Annotated in this window: 14 protein-coding genes; 10 read left to right on the top strand and 4 right to left on the bottom strand. The window is 69.4% G+C overall.

What is annotated here, in order from left to right; genetic code table 11:
- Window positions 1–226 precede the first annotated feature (226 nt).
- The 4 genes from KRAD_RS22315 to KRAD_RS22330 form a co-directional block, all read right to left on the bottom strand.
- Complete coding sequence (locus tag KRAD_RS22315; protein ID WP_012087982.1) at window positions 227–964, bottom strand: ABC transporter ATP-binding protein; 738 nt, start codon at window positions 962–964, stop codon at window positions 227–229.
- Between the two features lie 64 nt (window positions 965–1,028).
- Window positions 1,029–1,727, bottom strand: a complete 699-nt coding sequence (locus KRAD_RS22320) for a type 1 glutamine amidotransferase domain-containing protein (RefSeq protein ID WP_012087983.1) — start codon at window positions 1,725–1,727, stop codon at window positions 1,029–1,031.
- Window positions 1,728–1,791: 64 nt separating this feature from the next.
- The gene (locus tag KRAD_RS22325; protein WP_041292382.1) at window positions 1,792–2,775 is read right to left on the bottom strand and encodes an aldo/keto reductase; all 984 of its coding nucleotides are present in this window, start codon (window positions 2,773–2,775) and stop codon (window positions 1,792–1,794) included.
- A gap of 321 nt (window positions 2,776–3,096) precedes the next feature.
- On the bottom strand, window positions 3,097–4,062 hold the full coding sequence (locus tag KRAD_RS22330) for an alpha/beta hydrolase (protein WP_012087985.1): 966 nt from the start codon (window positions 4,060–4,062) through the stop codon (window positions 3,097–3,099).
- 447 nt (window positions 4,063–4,509) lie between these two features.
- Here KRAD_RS22330 and KRAD_RS24765 point away from each other — a divergent pair, with 447 nt between their 5' ends.
- From KRAD_RS24765 to KRAD_RS22380, 10 genes are all read left to right on the top strand, one after another.
- Window positions 4,510–5,229 (top strand): HD domain-containing protein, encoded by a 720-nt coding sequence (locus KRAD_RS24765; RefSeq protein WP_012087987.1) that lies wholly within the window; start codon window positions 4,510–4,512, stop codon window positions 5,227–5,229.
- A gap of 827 nt (window positions 5,230–6,056) precedes the next feature.
- A complete protein-coding gene (locus KRAD_RS24770) occupies window positions 6,057–6,605 on the top strand; it encodes a MerR family transcriptional regulator (RefSeq protein WP_203417653.1) in 549 nt (182 codons plus the stop codon).
- A 242-nt stretch (window positions 6,606–6,847) separates the two neighbouring features.
- Window positions 6,848–9,616 carry an ATP-binding protein gene (locus tag KRAD_RS22345; RefSeq protein WP_012087990.1) on the top strand — a complete coding sequence of 923 codons (2,769 nt, stop codon included), beginning with the start codon at window positions 6,848–6,850 and terminating at the stop codon, window positions 9,614–9,616.
- A gap of 241 nt (window positions 9,617–9,857) precedes the next feature.
- Window positions 9,858–10,349, top strand: coding sequence for a SigE family RNA polymerase sigma factor (locus KRAD_RS22350; protein WP_012087991.1), 492 nt, complete (start codon window positions 9,858–9,860; stop codon window positions 10,347–10,349).
- A gap of 225 nt (window positions 10,350–10,574) precedes the next feature.
- Window positions 10,575–11,168, top strand: a complete 594-nt coding sequence (locus KRAD_RS22355; RefSeq protein ID WP_012087992.1) for an NADPH-dependent F420 reductase — start codon at window positions 10,575–10,577, stop codon at window positions 11,166–11,168.
- Between the two features lie 10 nt (window positions 11,169–11,178).
- Window positions 11,179–12,345: a low temperature requirement protein A gene (locus KRAD_RS22360; protein WP_012087993.1), complete on the top strand. Its 1,167-nt coding sequence runs from the start codon at window positions 11,179–11,181 to the stop codon at window positions 12,343–12,345.
- A 172-nt stretch (window positions 12,346–12,517) separates the two neighbouring features.
- Window positions 12,518–13,132, top strand: coding sequence for an ester cyclase (locus KRAD_RS22365; RefSeq protein ID WP_012087994.1), 615 nt, complete (start codon window positions 12,518–12,520; stop codon window positions 13,130–13,132).
- Between the two features lie 65 nt (window positions 13,133–13,197).
- Window positions 13,198–13,986, top strand: coding sequence for an alpha/beta fold hydrolase (locus KRAD_RS22370; RefSeq protein WP_012087995.1), 789 nt, complete (start codon window positions 13,198–13,200; stop codon window positions 13,984–13,986).
- A 212-nt stretch (window positions 13,987–14,198) separates the two neighbouring features.
- A complete protein-coding gene (locus tag KRAD_RS22375) occupies window positions 14,199–16,040 on the top strand; it encodes an MFS transporter (protein WP_012087996.1) in 1,842 nt (613 codons plus the stop codon).
- 305 nt (window positions 16,041–16,345) lie between these two features.
- The gene (locus tag KRAD_RS22380) at window positions 16,346–17,032 is read left to right on the top strand and encodes an NADPH-dependent F420 reductase (protein ID WP_420812245.1); all 687 of its coding nucleotides are present in this window, start codon (window positions 16,346–16,348) and stop codon (window positions 17,030–17,032) included.
- The last annotated feature ends 8 nt before the right edge of the window (window positions 17,033–17,040 follow it).

Raw genomic sequence — 17,040 nt, forward strand, 5'->3', positions numbered from 1 at the left:
GAGCCATGAGTGACGCCGTCACCGCTCAGGCGCAGAGACCCCGTTTTCTCGCGGCCGGTGCTGGGAGCGGCGTCCCGACCGATGCGTGACAGGGCGCCCCGACCGGTCGTGGTCATCGCACCCGCGTCACCGTGGCGAGCGACGGCAGCCGCCACGCTCACCCAGTCGTGCGCCTCAGCGAGGAGGCGGCGCACGACCCAACGCGGCAGGGTGCCCATCGGCGTCCTCACGCGTTCACGCCGGCGCGAGTGACGGCGTCGAGGACCTGCGCTGCGCTGGCATCGCGCAGTTCGCTGTGCACCGAGCCGTCCCGCAGCACCAGCACCCGGTCAGCCAGGGCCGCCGCCTCCAGGTCGTGGGTCACCATGACCACCGACCGCTGCCCGGAGGCGGCCCGGCGAAGCAGGGCCAGCACCTGCGCCCCGGCGGTGGTGTCCAGGGCGCCGGTGGGCTCGTCGGCGAAGACGATGTCGCGTTCCACCGCCAGGGCCCGAGCGATGGCAACGCGCTGCTGCTGCCCACCGGAGAGGGCGGCCGGCTTGAAGCGCGCACGTTCGGTCAGACCGACGTGGGCCAGGGCCCGGTCGACCTCGTCCTCACGCACGCGCCGGCGCGCCAACCGCGCCGGCAACGCCACGTTGTCCCAGGCGGTCAGGGAGGAGATGAGGTTGTAGGACTGGAAGACGAACCCGACGTGCTCACGCCGCAGCCGGGCCAGCGACCTGCCGCTCAAGCCGGCCAAGGCGGTGCCGGCGATCTGCACCGAACCGGAGGTCGGCGACTCCAAGCCGGAGAGACAGTGAAGCAGCGTGGACTTCCCCGAGCCGCTGGGGCCCACGACCGAGACCAGCTCACCGGGCTGCACCGACAAGCTCACCCCCCGCAACACGGGAGTGACGCCGGTACCGTCACGGTCGGGGAAGGACTTGGTGACATCGTGAGCGATCAGGGGCAGTGCCGTCATGAGGGGCTCCAGGTCCGGGGTGGGCGGCGCGAGGCCCGGCTGAGACCCGCGCCGCGAAGGAAGGTCAGGCGGGTGTGGCCGCGGTCAGGCGCTGCAGCAGCCGGGAGACCTCCAACGGCATGTCCCCGGGCTTGCGGGAGGTGATGAACTGCCCGTCCTCCACCAGGGCCTGGTCCAGGTAGGTCCCACCGGCGGCGGTGATCTCCGGCGCCACCTCGTGCCAGGACGTCATGGACCGCCCGGCGACCAGACCGGCGTCGACGAGCACCTGAGGGCCGTGGCAGACCGCGCCGATGGTGGTTCCCCACCCGGCCACGGCCTGCACGAAGGCGATAGCCCGCGGGTCGCGGCGCAGCTCTCCCGGAGCCAACCCGCCGGGGATGAACAGCAGGTCGTAGTCCCTGGGATCGACCTGGTCCAAGGCGATGGTCTCCTTCAAGCCCATGCCCTTGTAGCCGGTCAGCGCTCCACCGGAGGGGGTGATGACATCGACGGCGTAGCCCTCTTCCACGAAGCGGTAGTAGGGGTAGAAGAACTCCACGTCCTCGACGCGATCAGCGGTGAGGATGGCGACGCGGCCGCGGGTGGCAACGTCGGGTCCAATGGCGACCCGGTTGTCACGGGCGGCGAGTTCCTCGGCGCTGGGCAGCACCGGAACGGGCCCCGCCGTGACGGTGGCGCCCGCGTCGCTGCCCAGGGCCGGAGTCGGGGCCGAGGCCAGGGTCGGGGCCGGGGAAGTTCGAGTGGAGGTGTTACTGGACATGTCATTCAGCTTTCTGACGTGCGGGGGAAGAGATGAAAAGTCGCAGCGGAGTCGCGGTGCACGGTCAGCGGTAGTTGGCCCGCAACCCGGCGGCGGTGTCGCGCTCGCCGGCAACGGCGTCGGGGGTGAAGACGGCATCGAGCTCGGCGAGGTGCTGCGGGCTGAGGTGCACTCCGGCCGCGGCGACATTGTCCTGCAGGTAGCGGCGGCGCTTGGTGCCCGCGATCGGCACGACGCCTTGGGCCATGACCCACGCCAAGGCGATCTGGGAGGCGCTGACGTGCAGGCGCTCGCCCAGCGAGCGCACGACGTCGACCAGGCGCTCGTTGGCGGCCAGGTTCTCGGAGGAGAAGCGGGGCAGGTAGCGGCGCGCGTCGTCGGGGGCGAGGTCGTCGGGGGTGGTGATGGCCCCCGACAGCACCCCGCGCCCCAAGGGGGAGAATCCGGCGAAGCCGATGCCCAGCTCCCGGACCGTCTCCAGCACACCGTTGCGTTCGACGTCGCGGGCGAAGAGGGAGTACTCCGACTGCACGGCGGTGAGCGGGAAGGTGGCGTGGGCGCGTCGGATGGTGTCGGGAGCGGCTTCGCAGATCCCGATGAAGCGCACTTTCCCGGCGGTGACGAGCTCACCCATGGCCCCCACGGACTCCTCCACCGGGACCTTCGGGTCGACGCGGTGCAGGTAGTAGACGTCCACCGCCTCGACACCGAGGTGGGTCAGGGAACGTTCGATGGCGCGCCGGCAGTGCTCGGCGCTGCCGTCCTGGCCCAGCGAGGTCCCGTCGGGGGCGAAGTCGGTGCCCCACTTGGTCGCGACGGTGGCTTCGGCGCGGCGGGTGTTCAGCACCTGGGCGAGCAGCTGCTCGTTGCGGAAGGGACCGTAGGCCTCGGCGGTGTCGAAGAAGGTGACCCCGGAGTCCAGGGCCTGGTGCAGCGTGGCGAGGGACTCGGCGTCGTCACGTGGCCCGTACCAGACGCTCATCCCCATCGTGCCCAGCGCCTGGGCCGACACCCGCAGGCCCTGGGAACCGAGCGCGACCTCCTGCACCCTCGAACTCGTCTGCTGTGGTGTCTGCTGTGGCGTCTGCATCGTTGTCCTCTCCTTGCCCGACCGGGGTCCTCGGTGTGGAGGGCGGCCGGTCGATCCGTCCACGTCCACCGCTGCAGCGTCGACCCTGGAGCGCGCTCCAGGTCAAGGGGAGGCAGGGCTGTTCGCGGTGAGCGTGACGACCCGCGGACAGCGTCCCTACTGCCTGATGGGTGCCTGATGACTGCCTGACGACTGCTTGATGGCCGCGCCCGTGCTCACCCGTCACGCCAGGGGCCGGCCGGAGTCCCCCGATCTCAGCCGGCCCCCTCGTTCCCGACGTCAGTCGGTGCCCAGCACCCCGGCGAGGAAGGCGATGCCCTGGGTGATGGCGGCCTGGGCGGCGAAGGTGTGGCGCAGCGGGTTCAGGCCCACGAAGTCGTGGATGATCCCCCCGTAGCGCACCGCGGTGACCGGGACCCCGGCCGCGCGCAGCTTCGCGGCGTAGGCCTCGCCCTCATCGCGCAGGACGTCGGCCTCACCGGTGATGACCAGTGCTTCGGGCAGGCCGGCGAGGTCCTCGCTGCTGGCGCGCAGGGGGGAGGCGGTGATCTCCGCGCGCTGGGCGGGGTCGGTGGTGTACTGGTCCCAGAACCACTTCATGCCCTCGCGGGCGAGGAAATAGCCCTCGGAGAACTGCTCGTAGGAGCCGGTGTCGAAGTTGGCGTCGGTGACGGGGTAGAACAGCAGCTGGCCCTTGAAGTCGACGCCGCCGCGCTGCTTGGCGAGGATGGTGGCGACGGTGGCCATGTTGCCGCCGACGGAGTCGCCGGCGACGGCGATGCGGGTGGTGTCCAGGGACTGCTCGGGGCCGTTCATGGTGATCCAGTTCGCCACCGCGTAGACCTGCTCGATCTGGGTGGGGTACTTCGCCTCCGGGGCGAGGTCGTAGTCGGGGAAGACGACCGCGGCGTTCACCCCGACGGCGATCTCGCGCACGAGGCGGTCGTGGGTGACGGGACCGCCGAAGACCCAACCCAGGCCGTGGACGTAGAGGACGACGGGCAGGACGCCGGTGGCGCCCTTGGGGCGCACGATGCGGACGCGGATGGTGCCAGTAGGCCCGCCGTCGATCATGAGGTCGGAGACGTCGGCCTCGGGCAGGGTGGGGGTGGGGTCGGTCTGGACGGTCTCGGCGATCTTGCGGCCCTGCTCGGGAGTGAGCTGGTACAGGAACGGGGGAGTGGAGTTGGCGTCGGCGAACGCCTGCGCGGGCCCTTCGAGAACGGGCTTGACGGGTTCGGACATGGGGGACTCCTTCTACGGGGCGGACGTGACGTTGAATCCCGGGCGGTGCTCGAGGTGGTGCAGTCGAGGCGCCACCGCTGGAACCGAGATCGAAGTTGCCCTAGCTGAGATAGCCGGTGCATCCGTCAGGTGACTGCACACATCCCGCGTCAGTACGCAACTCGAACGCGGTGGCGTCTACGAACGGATGATAGGAGTGGCGTGCGCCAGCGGTGTGCCAGCGGTGTGCAGCAGGGTGTGAGTGACCATCGCCAGGAGTCACGGCGCAGCAGTGCTCTGGATGCCATCTCTCGTCCACCGACAACAGCTGTCTCACCCATCGGGGCCGGTCGCTGCGCCAGCAGGATCACCCGGACGTGCTCCCGGATCACCGGTGGAGCGGGGTCCGGTGAGTGAGGCAGCAACGCACCATCGACGCAGTCATACCCGAGGGGCAGGATGTGAGGCGTGGCTGAACCCGACGCTTCGTCCGAGCCGGTACCGAGCGTTCCCCCTGGCGCTGCCGCTACGTGGCGTCAGGTCAGTTGGCTCCAGCAGGCAGCGCAGTCGGTCCGAGGTGGGCTCCAGGTCCTCGACGTCATCACAGAGGCCGTCGCACCCGCCATCGCCAGTCACAGCGTTCGCGTCCTCCGCTACGCCCATGCACTGGCCTGCTCGGAGATGGCCCAGGAGAGACTGCAGGTGAGTCGTTCCCCGGCCGCGTTCGCCAGCTACCTCGACGACGGGACCTTGCTGACGGCGTGCTTGCTGCACGACGCCGGCGCCACCGCCGTGGGGGCGAGCTGGCAGCGTTTCGAGGTCCAGGGAGCCGACCGGGCCGCAGCGTTCGCTCGAGCCCACGGCTACTCCGAAGATCAGGTCCGGCACATCTGGGAGGCAGTGGCCCTACACACCTCCCCGCACATCGCCGAACGCATCCATCCGCTGGCGCGATGGGTGCGAGGCGGGGTCCTAGCAGATTTCGGGACCGACTTGATCCCTCCAGACCTGCGGAGACGGACCGAGGCCGAGGTGCCGCGATTGGACGTCGAGCGCACCCTTAGCGGCATCGTCGTCGAACAGGCCTTGCGGGACGAACGGCGCGCTCCCTCGGGCAGCTGGCCGGCGGACCTGCTGGCGGCTCACCGAGCCTCAGCAGACGCTGATGCCCGGCTGTCCGCCTTCTGATCCGCAGGCCGGCCAGGCCGGCAAGCCGGCCAGGCTGGTAAGGGTTGCCCGGTCTCGCCGCCGCACGGTGGTTGCCGGGTCGCCCCGCTGAGGGCCGTCGTGCTCTAGGCCCGCCCGGTCACTCCGCGCTCCGGTCCCGTCACGTCCCACGGTTCCGACACCTCGTCTGGACCGGCGTCCGTCCCGCTGGCACGGAGCACGGAGCACGGAGCACGGAGCACGGAGCACGGAGCACGGAGCACGGAGCACGGAGCACGGAGCACGGAGCACGGAGCACGGAGCACGGAGCACGGAGCACGGAGCACGGAGCACGGAGCACGGAGCACGGAGCACGGAGCACGGAGCACGGAGCACGGAGCACGGAGCACGGGGCACGGGGCACGGGGCACGGGGCACGGGGCACGGGGCACGGGGCACGGGGCACGGGGCACGGGGCACGGGGCACGGGGCACGGGGCACGGGGCACGGGGCACGGGGCACGGCGTGCCCGTGCGCCGGTTCGGTGGTCCTTCAGGAGCCGGGTGTGCTCAGTCACGTGACGGATGCGTCAGCCATCGGTACCGGGCACGATCGTCTGGTCGTCGAAGCCCGATCAAGCACCGCGAGCGGTGTGGGCGCGCGCGGTGGCCCAAAAAACCATCACGACGGCGGGTAGCTGTCATGCACCAGCGGCGAGCCGCCGATGCACCTCGCGGACTGCGCGCACGATCGATGACGCATGATCAATGACGCATGATCGGCGATGAGTACACGGTGGGATCGGCAGGAGTCAGCGCAAGGTGATGATGAGGCACTCGGATGCTGATGAGCTGGTCACTGACGGACTGGTGATCCCTGACACGACCCCCTTGCCGCCAGTCAGCGTGGAGGTGCCGGCTGAAGGGTTGTCGATCGGGGAAGCAGCAGCCGCCTGTGGACTCAGCGTCGACGCGTTGCGGTACTACGAGCGTGAGGGATTGACCAGGACCCCGCCGCAGAGGGCTTCCTCTGGTCAACGCCGCTACCACGCGCGAGACCTCGAGTGGCTCTCTGGAGTGATCATGCTGCGTGCTACCGGGATGCCCGTCCGCGACGTACGAGAATTCGCCGAACTGACCCGCCGCTCCGGCACTCAGGCCCAGGTGCTCGCAATCTTCGAAGCGCACCGGGAGAGAGTGATCGAGCAACTGCAACGCACCCAACGTCACCTAGCTGCCATTGATCAGAAGATCAGCTTCTACCGCAGCCAGGTGGGCTACGAGGATCGGCGCGGCCCGTCGCGACCGGCCCACGGGCCCACAGGTGGCGGCATGGACACCGGCGACGTCGGTGGCGACGTCGGTGGCGACGTCGGTGACGGAGGCGGCATCGATGGCGGCACGGTTGGCAGGCCTTGAGTTCGTTCACAAGACCACTGGGTACCCGCCCGCCACAATGCGTAGCGGACCGGTCGGCCTCCGGCTCAGGGCTGTAGTCCCGGCTACGCAGCCCATGACTGGCATACTGAGGGGTTCACTTCGTCTGCATCACTGCATGCCTCCGGGAGCGCAGTCACCATCTCTCGCGGTCCGCTCCCTTCCAGCCTCCTCAGGCGCCGCTACCTGCACAGCCTCCGGGGCCAAAGCCTCCAGGACCCACGATGATCGGCCGTGAGGTAGAGGTCGAGCGCATTCTGGGGCACCTGTACACCGTCCGAGACGCTTCCTCGTCGGCGGAACCAGGCACCGCCGTCCTCATCACCGGGGAAGCCGGCATCGGCAAGACCACGCTGCTGCACCACATCACCTCCCTCGCCCAGGCGGCGGACTTCAGCGTGCTGCGGTGCACCGGGGTTCAGCAGGAGCTCGGCACCGGGTTTAGCGCCCTCCATGAGCTCCTGCGTCCCACCCTGGGACGCCTGCACCTGCTGCCGCACCAGCAGCGCGCCGCGCTCATGACGGTCTTCGGACTCGACGACGGCACCAGCCCTCCGCCAGACCGGTTGCTGATCAACACAGCCACCCTGACCCTGCTGGAAGAGATCAGCGCCCAACAGCCATTGCTCGTGCTCGTGGAAGACCTGCAGTGGCTGGACCGCTCCAGCGCCTCCGTCTTGACCTTCCTCATCCGGCGCCTGGCCCACACCCGCACCCTGCTCCTGGCCACCATGCGCACCGGCGAAGGATCACAAGAGCGCTGGGCTGGACTCGGCATGGTCCACCTGCCCCTCGCAGCGTTGAGCCCGCAGGCCTGTGAGGCACTGATGGACGAGCTGACCCCACCTATCGACGCACGCACCCGCGAGGTGCTGCTACGAGAAGCCGGCGGCAACCCACTAGCGCTGACGGAGTTGGCCGCAGTCATCCAGGACACGGACCTGCAATCCGGGGCGACGCTGCCGTTGCGCCTGCCGCTGCCTCAGCGGCTGGAGAAGGCGTTCCTGCAACAGCTCGCGCCGCTGCCCGAAGCCACCCGACGCACCCTGCTGCTGGCTGCGGCCGGGGAAGACGCTCGACGCTCAGAAGTGATAGCCGCCGGCGCAGAGCTTGGATTGGTCCCCCTCGACCTCGACCTCGCCGAAACCGCGGGCCTGATCAACGTCGAGGGTGAGCACCTGCGCTTCCGCCACCCACTGCTGCGCTCAGCCATCTACTCCTCCGCGCCCTACTCAGTGCGCCTGCAAGCACACCTGGTCCTGGCGGGAGCCATTCAGGACCCTGTCCGCGCAGCCTGGCACAAGGCAGCCGCCACACCCGCGCCCGACGAGGAGGTCGCCGCCGAACTGACCACCGCGGCCGACATCGCTCGCGCTCGCGGGGCTCTCATCGAGGCATCAGCCGCCTACGAGCGCGCCGCCGCCCTCTCGCCCAGCCCGCGTCAGAGACTGCAGCGTCTGGTCCAGGCCGCTGAGCTGGCGCGCCTGGCCGGGCGGCCTTCCCAGGCGAGCCGGCTGGGCGAGGAGGCCATGCCCTTGCTGATCGATCCCACCCGGCAACCCTCAGTGGCGGTGATGGCCGCGGTCACCCGCTGGCGCCTGAGCGCTGGCCGAGGAAGCTGGATGGAGCGGGTCACCGACCTGGTAGACCTGGCTGAGCAGTTGAGGGGCGCGCAGCGCGATCAGCACCCCCTCGAACGGCTTTCCGCATTGACCGCTGCAGCGGTCGGCGTGTACGTCCTGCAGCCCGCGGGAGCGCTGGCCGAGCGGGTCCGCGACGGGCTGCGTTCGCTGCAGCTGCCCGCGCCCGGCGATCCGACCGCATGGGCTGATCAACAGGTCGGACTGATCATGCTTGATCCCCTCCGCTATGCCTCACGGTGGCGTGGGCGCCTAGCCGAGTTGACCTCGACGGTGAGCGGACCCAACCGGCTGGCGTCGGCGGCGGAGGCGATCCACGACCTCCCCTCCATGGCCAGCGCCTGGTCGGAGGCGGTCGAGCGCGCCCACTACTCCCGTGCCGTCAGCGAGGAGTGCCTAGCGTTGCACGGGCGAGCGTTGTCTCGAGTGCTGGGCGGTGATCTACCCGGCGCTCTCGCTGATGCGGGCCTGGCGCAACGGATCGCAGCCGACGCGCAACTGCCCATCATCCGCGCCGCGGGGCAGGTCGTGGCTTCCCGCATCCACACCTGCCGTGGTGACCTGCAGGCTGCTGCGAGGGCGCTGGGGGAAGCCGCGCAGGTCATCGGTCCCAGCCCAGTGGGCAAGCTGAACGCGGAGCTGAACTGGGCTGCCGGCCTGCTGGCTCTCACCGAGCACCGGCACTGGGACGCCTGGGTCCACCTGAACCAGACGCACTCCCACCCGGTCATCGCCGCGTGGGCCATCGCCGACCTGGCGCAGGCCGCCGTGCAGGTGGGGAAGGCAGCTGACGTCATCCCCCGGGTCCAGGTGCTGGCCGAGGCGAACCTGACCTACGGCTCCCCGCACCTGAGCCTGTTGCTCGAGCGCAGCCGAGCACTTCTCAGCCAAGGAGAACGCGCCGAAGCCGCCTTCCAGCGTGCTTTGACACACGGATCGGCAAGCGGCACCCCCATCGAGCTGGCCCGGACGCAGCTGGCCTATGGGCAGTGGCTGCGGCTGGCTGACCGCCCTGAGGAATCTCAGACCCACCTGAGCGCAGCTTTGCGGGCCTTCGAGGGGACCTCATCACGCCTGGGCATCGCCCGCACTGAGGCTGCTCTGCGCACGGCCGGCGTCGTCATGGCGCGGGGGCGGGGCGGGGCCTTGGACCCCGTGGACACCCTCAGCCCGCTGGAGCTGCAGGTTGCCCAGCTGGCAACGACGGGATTGAGCGAGGAGGAGATCGCGGATCGCATCTACCTCTCCCACCGCGCCGTGAGCAGTCACTTGCACCGAGCGTTGGCCAAGTTGAACCTCACCACTCGAGCTGAACTACGCCAAGCCTTCGCTCCGCGTGCACGGCCGATGTGAGACGCGACCACCCCGACCCCGAGCCCGGTGCCCGGTGCCCGGTGCCGGTGCCGGTGATGCGGCCACAGGCAAGGAGGGGCGGCCAGGAGCTCCGGAACAGGTACGCAGGTAACAGGCGCAACGGCGCGGGTCCGCCGGAGCCGGAAGGCCATTGCGACGTCTACTGCGACGGTCATGCGTGCTTTCACCGGAAGCAAGGAGCCATCGAACACACGACCGCCGTTCGACGAGGGAACCCAGGGTGGAACTGAACTACGAGGAGTTCGTCGCCGCCCGCGGACCGGCGCTGCAGCGCCTGGCCCGCGGGCTGCTGCGCAACCCCTCCGACGCCGAGGACGTCGTGCAGGACGTCCTGGCCAAGGCCCTGCTGAAGTGGAACCGCATCAGCGCCGCCGACGACCCGATCGCCTACGTCAACCACATGCTGGTCAACGAGTCCACCTCCTTCTGGCGCCGCACCGCGCGCCGGGAGGACCCCCGCGCGCCCGAGGACCTCCCCGTCTCCGCCGCCGCGGACGCCACCCAGCGCTTCCTCGACCGCGACGCGCTGCTCGCCGCGGTGCGCACGCTGCCGACCAAGCAGCGCTCGGTGGTCGCCCTGCGCTACCTCGACGAGATGGACGACGAGCGCATCGCCGACATCCTCGACATGACCACCGGTGCGGTGCGCGTCAACGCCAGCCGCGGGCTGGCGACCCTGCGCGCGGCCATGAAGCTCCCCGCCACCGTCTGACCCGCCACCGTCTGACCCGCCACCGTCTGACCCTGTCCCCGCGACGGTCAGGCCGGGCAGGAGCCGGTTCGTGGTGCTGACGGATGTTGCTCTGCTCACCCGTGCGTCACGTGACGGATGCACAGGGGTCACCGCCGCTGCCACGGTGGAGCAACCCGACGCGGCGGGCCTGTCGTCGCGACGTGGCGTCTTCCAACCGGCACGTGCACCTGCGAGGAGCAGACAGTGAACATCGGTATCATCGGCAGCGGCAACATCGGCAGGGCTTTCGCTGGACACCTGGTCCGCGGTGGTCACGACGTCGTGCTCAGCAACAGCTCCGGTCCCGAAAGCCTCACCGAGGTCATCGCTCAGCTGGGTGGCGCCTCGCGAGCCGGGACGGTGCTGGAAGCCGCTGCGCAGGACGTGGTGGTGTTGGCCGTACCCGGGGGCATCGCCGGTGACGTCGTCGCCGGCCTGCCGGACTGGGGCGGGCGTATCCTGATCGACGCCACCAACGACTTCGCCGCGCCGGTGCCTGGGCCCTCCGAGCCGACCAGCAGTGAGATCATTGCCCAGCGCGCCCGCGGGGCGCGCGTGGTCAAGACGGGCAACCACATGGGGGCCGCGGACCTCGCCGCCAGCGCCTCGCGCGCCGACGGCAACGTGGTCCTGTACTTCTCTGGGGACGACGCTGAGGCAAAGAAGGTGCTCACCGAGCTCTTCGAGGGTCTCGACTTCATCGTCGTCGACCTGGGGCCGCTGGGTCCCGGGAGTCGTCTGCAGCAGTTCCCCGGCGGCCCGCTGGCTGGGCGCGCCTTCGTGACCCTTCCCCTCTAGGCACCGCGCCGTGCGGTGGGCGGTACCGCTGACTGGACGCGACCCGGCGCAGGTCAACCGCACGGTCAGCCCTCTGGAACTCTTCTACGACCTGGTCTCGGTCATCGCCGTCGCCTTGGCCGCTGAAGGCCTGGAGGAGGTCATCGCCGAAGGGCGTCCCGGAGCGGCCGTCAGCTTCTTCGGGCTGGTCTTCTTCGCCTTGTACTTGGCGTGGGCGAACTTCACCTGGTTCGCCTCCGCGTACGACAACGATGACGTCTTGTTCCGCCTCCTGACCTTCTGCTCCATGACCGGTGCCCTGGTGCTCGCCGCCGGGGTACCGGCCGTGTTCGAGGAGGCCGACCTGCGTGTCGGCGTCGGCGGGTACGTCTTGATGCGCATCGCCCTGGTCCTGCAGTGGAGCAGGGTGGCACGCGGTGACCCGCTGCGTCGCGTCGTCGCCCTGCGCTTCATCCTCGGCCTCACGGCCGTTCAACTCGGATGGCTCCTGGTCCTGTTGCTGCCCGCGCTGCGGTGGTTCAGCTGGATGGCCTGGATCGCACTGGCGGCGATCGAGCTGGTCTTGCCAGTGTGGGCTCAGTGGCGTACCAGTACTCCATGGCACGGTCGGCACCTGCGAGAGCGCTATGGCCTGTTCATGATCATCGTTTTGGGGGAGTCGGTCCTGGCCGGCTCCCGGGCCGTCCAATCGGCGCTGGGCACCGCCTCTGTGGTCGCCATGGCTCCCACCTTCATCGGCGGCTTGCTGCTGCTGTTCTCGTTGTGGTGGCTGTACTTCGATCGGCCATCTGATCACCTCACCTCTTCGCGCTGGTGGCCGTTCGCATGGTCCTACCTGTACCTGCTCCTGTTCGCCTCCGTGGCTGCAGTCGGAGCTGGCCTGTCCTTGGTCATCGAGGAAACGGCCCACCCCGGCGCCATCGGAGCTCGAACGGCTGCCTGGACTGTGACGTCGTCCTACTGCGTCTGCCTGTTGAGCTTGTGGGCGATGTACGTACGCCGCGCCGGATCGCGCGCCACTTCCGTCGTGCATCGGGTAGGCGTTCCCGTCACGGTCGTGCTCATGGTGCTCCTCACCAGTGTCGCCGCCACCGATCTACATGCCGGGGGGATAGTCCTACTGCTCGGAGCGGTTGCCGTCGCCCTCGTCAGTGTGAAGACCCGAGCCCGGCGGTGAATGCCAGCCACCAGGACTTCGGCGCAGTGGCTCAAAGAGCTACATGGGCCCGCCGGTCCGCTGGCCTAGGTCACCCGTGACGACCGGTCCTGTCCCCTCGCCGCCGTGATCCTGCGCGGCAGGCGGCTACAGCAACCTGATATCTCAACCTTCTGTGAAAGGTGCATTGCTCATGAGCAGCGATCTCACCGCTTCGGCTGTCAGACTCTTCGAGGTGCTCGAGCACGGCGATGACGTGTTGGCCTCATACCTGGTCCACCCCAACTTCTACAACCGGGAGGCTGCCCTCGCCCCTGCTGCCTGCTCCACCCCGGGGCCCGCCGGTGTGCTCGCGTCTTCAACCTGGATGCGCGCGGCCTTCAGCGACCTGCACTTCGACATCGGCGCCACCGCTCACGAGGGGAATCGCGTCTGGATTCGTCTGCGCATGCGGGGATTGCACACCGGACCCTTCGTGCGATACCGCGACGGCGAACTCGACCAGGCGATCCCCCCGACCGGGCGTGAGATCAACTTCGAGCAGATCCACGTTCTCACCATGCGACAGGGACTCGTGCTGGAGCACGAGGCGGTACGCGATGACATGACCATGCTCGCTCAACTGGGCGTATTTCCCCCTACCCCTGCTCTCGGCGCACGGATGCTGGCGTGGAAGGTCTCCGGCCGCGCAGCCCGCGCAGCGGAGCAGATCGCCCAGAAGGCAGCCGCCTCGGCCGCGGCCTTCGCCCACGACGTACCCGGGCCCCGTTCCGTGCCCGAGGCGGCCGTGGACCCCAGCGAGCGCTGATCTCCCCAGGCGGCGTTCCGCCCTACTCCTCACTGTCCTTCACCGGTCACGAACGAGGTTCGTCCATGACGAGCGCCCTTCCTCCGGCGGCCGACCACGCCCTTTCGTACACGCTGCGCGGCGATGGGCCAGGAGTCGTCCTCATCCACGGCACCGGCGGCAGCTTCGCTGACTGGAACGGCCTGCAGGACCCCCTCGCCAACGGGTTCACGGTCCTGACGCCAGACCCGCCCGGTTCGGGAGCGAGTCCGTTACCTCCTGGACCCCTGCAGCTGGATCGTGTCGCCGACCAGATCGCTGAGCTCGCGGCGGCGGCAGGTCTGCTGCGCTACGCAGTCGTGGGTGCCTCCTTGGGTGGCGCTGTGGCACTGCGGGTGGCGACCCGCCACCCGGAGCACGTCACGAGCGTGGTGACCGTCGCCGGCTACGCACGACCCCGACCCAGCCTGGCGATGAGGCTGGAGGTGTGGGCGGGGCTCGGCGAGGGGGACACCGCCGCGTTGGGCGCGTTCTTGACCAGCGCCTCCTTCTCTGACGCCTGGCTGGCCGCCTTGGACCCTGAGGCTCTGCATGAGGTGCGCCGATACGCGAGCGGTAGCTCCACCCCCGGCGCGAAGGCACAGCTGGACATGACCCGCCGCATCGACGTGCGCGCGGATCTTCCGCACGTCGCCGCCCCCACCCTGGTGGTCTCGTGCACCGAGGACATGTTCGTCTCTCCGGTGCACTCCGCGGAGCTGGCAGCAGGCATCCCCAGCGCACGAACCGGGACTCTGCCAACCGGGCACGCAGCGGCTATCGAAGACCCTCTGCGTCTGACCGTGCTGTTGGAGGAGTTCCTGGAGCAGCGCTGACGTCCGCCACATCACCATGGCGCCAGTCGGTGCGCCGGACACCGGACGCAACAGACACGTCACCTGACAGATGCGGCACGTCAGCAGCGCCGCGACGATCCCTAGATCACCAGGCGGGCCCTGACCTCCGCGGTTGCAGTGAACCGTGGTGGGTGAGGACGAACCGGGGCATGGTCAGCAGGCGCGGCACAGAGCAGGGGAGGAGAGCCGTCATGGATAGAACCGCAGGGCTGTCTCTGGCGAGCGCACCGGGGAGGTGGCTGGTGGCGGTCGCCGTCCTCGGAAGTGCCCTGGCGCAGGTGGAAGCCACGGTGGTGAACGTTGCGCTGCCCAGCATCGGGACCGGACTGGGGGCTGACGTCAGTCACCTGCAGTGGGTGCTCAACGCCTACCTGCTCACTCTGGCCTCACTGGTGCTCCTCGGCGGGTCGCTAGGGGACCGACTGGGACGCCGGCGGGTCTTCATCGTCGGGACGATGCTCTTCTGCGTAGCGTCGACTGTGTGCGCCCTGGCACCCGACCTGAGCGTCCTCATCGCAGCTCGCGCAGTACAGGGAGTCGGAGCAGCTCTGGTGGTTCCGGGCAGCCTGGCAATGCTGGAATCCATGTTGGCTCCCGGCGATCGCGCTCGCGGCATCGGCTTGTGGTCTGCGCTCGGAGGTATCGCCGGCGCCGTAGGCCCAGTCCTGGGCGGGGTGCTGGTCGAGGTGTCCTGGCGATGGGTGTTCATCCTGCCGGTGCCCCTGGGACTGCTCGCCGCAGCGGCGGCCAGGCAACACCTCCCGCAGGCTGATGACTGTGAGCTGCATGGAGCAGCGGCGAGGGAGCGTGCGGAGCAGGGGCCGGCGCCGAGCCGCGCCCGGCAGAGCCTGGACGTGGCGGGAACGCTGCTGGTCGTCCTGGCTCTGGGTGGGCTGACGTTTGCGCTGGTCCAGGCCTCAGTGGGCCCGCTGTGGATGGTGTGGGCATCGGGTGGTCTCGGACTGGCAGCGGCTGTGGCCTTCGTCCTGGTCGAGCAACACGCCCACGATCCGCTGCTACCGCTGCGCATCTTCGCCTCCCGGCAGTTCAGCGCGGCCAACCTTCTCACTTTCGTGGTCTACGCCGCCCTCGGCGGCGTGTTCTTCCTGCTCGTCGTGGTACTGCAGACAGGCTTGGGCTACAGCCCGTTGATCGCGGGGGCAGCGACGTTGCCCATCACGTTGGTGATGCTGGTGCTTTCAGCTCGTGCGGGGCAGTTGGCGCAGAAGATCGGTCCTCGGCTGCCGCTGACCGGGGGACCGCTGGTCATCGCGGCCGGGTTGCTGCTGCTGAGCCGTCTTGCCCCCGGTTCCTCCTACCTGCACGACGTCCTGCCGGCGGTACTCGTCCTCGCGTTCGGGCTGAGCGCGACGGTGGCGCCGGTGACTGCGACGGTGCTGGCAGCGGTCCCCGCGCAGCAGGCAGGGGTGGCGGCAGGGGTCAACAACGCCGTCGCTCGCACGGCTCAGCTGATCGCTATCAGCGCGCTGCCTCTCGTCGTTGGGCTCAACGGCACGGCGTACACCGATCCCCAGGCCATCAGCGAGGCATTCGCGACCGCGATGCGTATGTGCGCAGTCCTCGCACTCACCGGCGCAGCCATCGCCTGGGCGATGATCCGCACCCCGCCACCGCGTTCGCGAGCAATTCCTCCACGAGCAGGAGCTGGGGAATCAGACACGGTGGCCGGTCGTGCGCCCAGCAGGCCCCCCAGCGAGTCCAGTGCCCGGGCGGTGGTGCCTCCGGCTGCGGGGCCGATCGGTGGCCCAGCCGAGCTGATGGCGGATCGGCGGTCAAGCCGACCGGTAGGCAGGCAGGCGCCCGAGGTGACGCACGGACCGATATCAGCGGCGATGGACGCGGCGATGGACGCGGCAACGGGTGAGGCACCCCTTGTAGGGAAGAGGCAACTCTGGCACTGCGCCGTCGCCGACCCGCCACCTCTCACGGCCGTGCTGCTGGGGGAGCCTGCACCGCTCAGCGCCCCCCGGACCTCCTCTCCAGGTCCTGACGGGCAACGCCACCATGGCTGATCGGGTTCCATGAGGCCCCCTCGGCGGGACGCACGGGCCGGCCTGGCGTGGATCGGCGCCTCACTGGCTCGCGCCCGCAGTCCACGGCCACGCAGACGGCGTCTTGGAAGCAGTCAGGTAACGGATGCCAAGAGGATCTGGGTGCGCCACGCTAGGGCGAACCTGCCGGGGCGGTGAGTCGAGCTTGACCGCTGTCGAACAGACTGCACGGGGCCTTAACACCCATCCGCGTGGGCGCGGGCAACGAACACATCGCCAGTGAAATACGGAACAGAAGCGCATATTGCTTCTGCAGATACGGCTACATTTCAGCACCGTGGAACAATCGAGCACGAGGAGTGCACATGACAGTCGTCGGTATCATCGGTAGCGGAAACATCGGCGCACAGGTCGCGCGCCGCGCGGTCAGCGTCGGCTACGACGTGGCCATCGCAAATTCCCGGGGCCCGCAGACCCTTGAAGGTCTCATCGAGGAGCTCGGCCCGCGAGCTCGAGCGGTGGATGTCGAGGAAGCCGCCCGAGCCGCGGACGTCGTCGTGGTGGCCATCCCCATCGACAAGTACCCCCAGCTGCCAGCTGATGCCTTCGCCGGCAAGGTCGTCCTGGACGCCGGCAACTACTACCCGGACTGGAACGGCCGCTTCCCCGCCCTCGACGACGAATCGACCACGACAGCGGAGCTGCTGCAGGAACACTTGAGCGCCAGTCACGTGGTGAAGGCGTTCAGCAACATCGCCGCAGCCGACATCACCACCGACGGGCAGCCGGCGGGGAGCCCGTCCCGGCGCGCGTTGATCATCGCCGGCGACGATGAAGCAGCCAAGGAGCAGGCGACGCGGCTGATCAACGCCTTCGGCTTCGACGTCGTCGATGCAGGCAAGCTGGCGGAGGGCTGGCGCTACCAGCGCGACACCCCCGCCTACGGCGCCCGCTTGGATGTCGACGGCGCCCGGCGCGCACTGTCCGAGGCGCGGCGCTACCGGGACATGTGAGGCAGGCG

Source organism: Kineococcus radiotolerans SRS30216 = ATCC BAA-149 (genome assembly GCF_000017305.1).
In the GTDB taxonomy this organism is placed as follows: Bacteria; Actinomycetota; Actinomycetes; order Actinomycetales; family Kineococcaceae; genus Kineococcus; species Kineococcus radiotolerans.

Excerpts from the sequence above, each read along its gene's own strand:
- KRAD_RS22370 (WP_012087995.1), top strand. The coding sequence starts at position 13,198 with ATGACGAGCGCCCTTCCTCCGGCGGCCGACCACGCCCTTTCGTACACG.
- KRAD_RS22320 (WP_012087983.1), bottom strand. The coding sequence starts at position 1,727 with ATGTCCAGTAACACCTCCACTCGAACTTCCCCGGCCCCGACCCTGGCC.
- KRAD_RS22315 (WP_012087982.1), bottom strand. The coding sequence starts at position 964 with ATGACGGCACTGCCCCTGATCGCTCACGATGTCACCAAGTCCTTCCCC.
- KRAD_RS22345 (WP_012087990.1), top strand. The coding sequence starts at position 6,848 with ATGATCGGCCGTGAGGTAGAGGTCGAGCGCATTCTGGGGCACCTGTAC.
- KRAD_RS22365 (WP_012087994.1), top strand. The coding sequence starts at position 12,518 with ATGAGCAGCGATCTCACCGCTTCGGCTGTCAGACTCTTCGAGGTGCTC.
- KRAD_RS22330 (WP_012087985.1), bottom strand. The coding sequence starts at position 4,062 with ATGTCCGAACCCGTCAAGCCCGTTCTCGAAGGGCCCGCGCAGGCGTTC.
- KRAD_RS22375 (WP_012087996.1), top strand. The coding sequence starts at position 14,199 with ATGGATAGAACCGCAGGGCTGTCTCTGGCGAGCGCACCGGGGAGGTGG.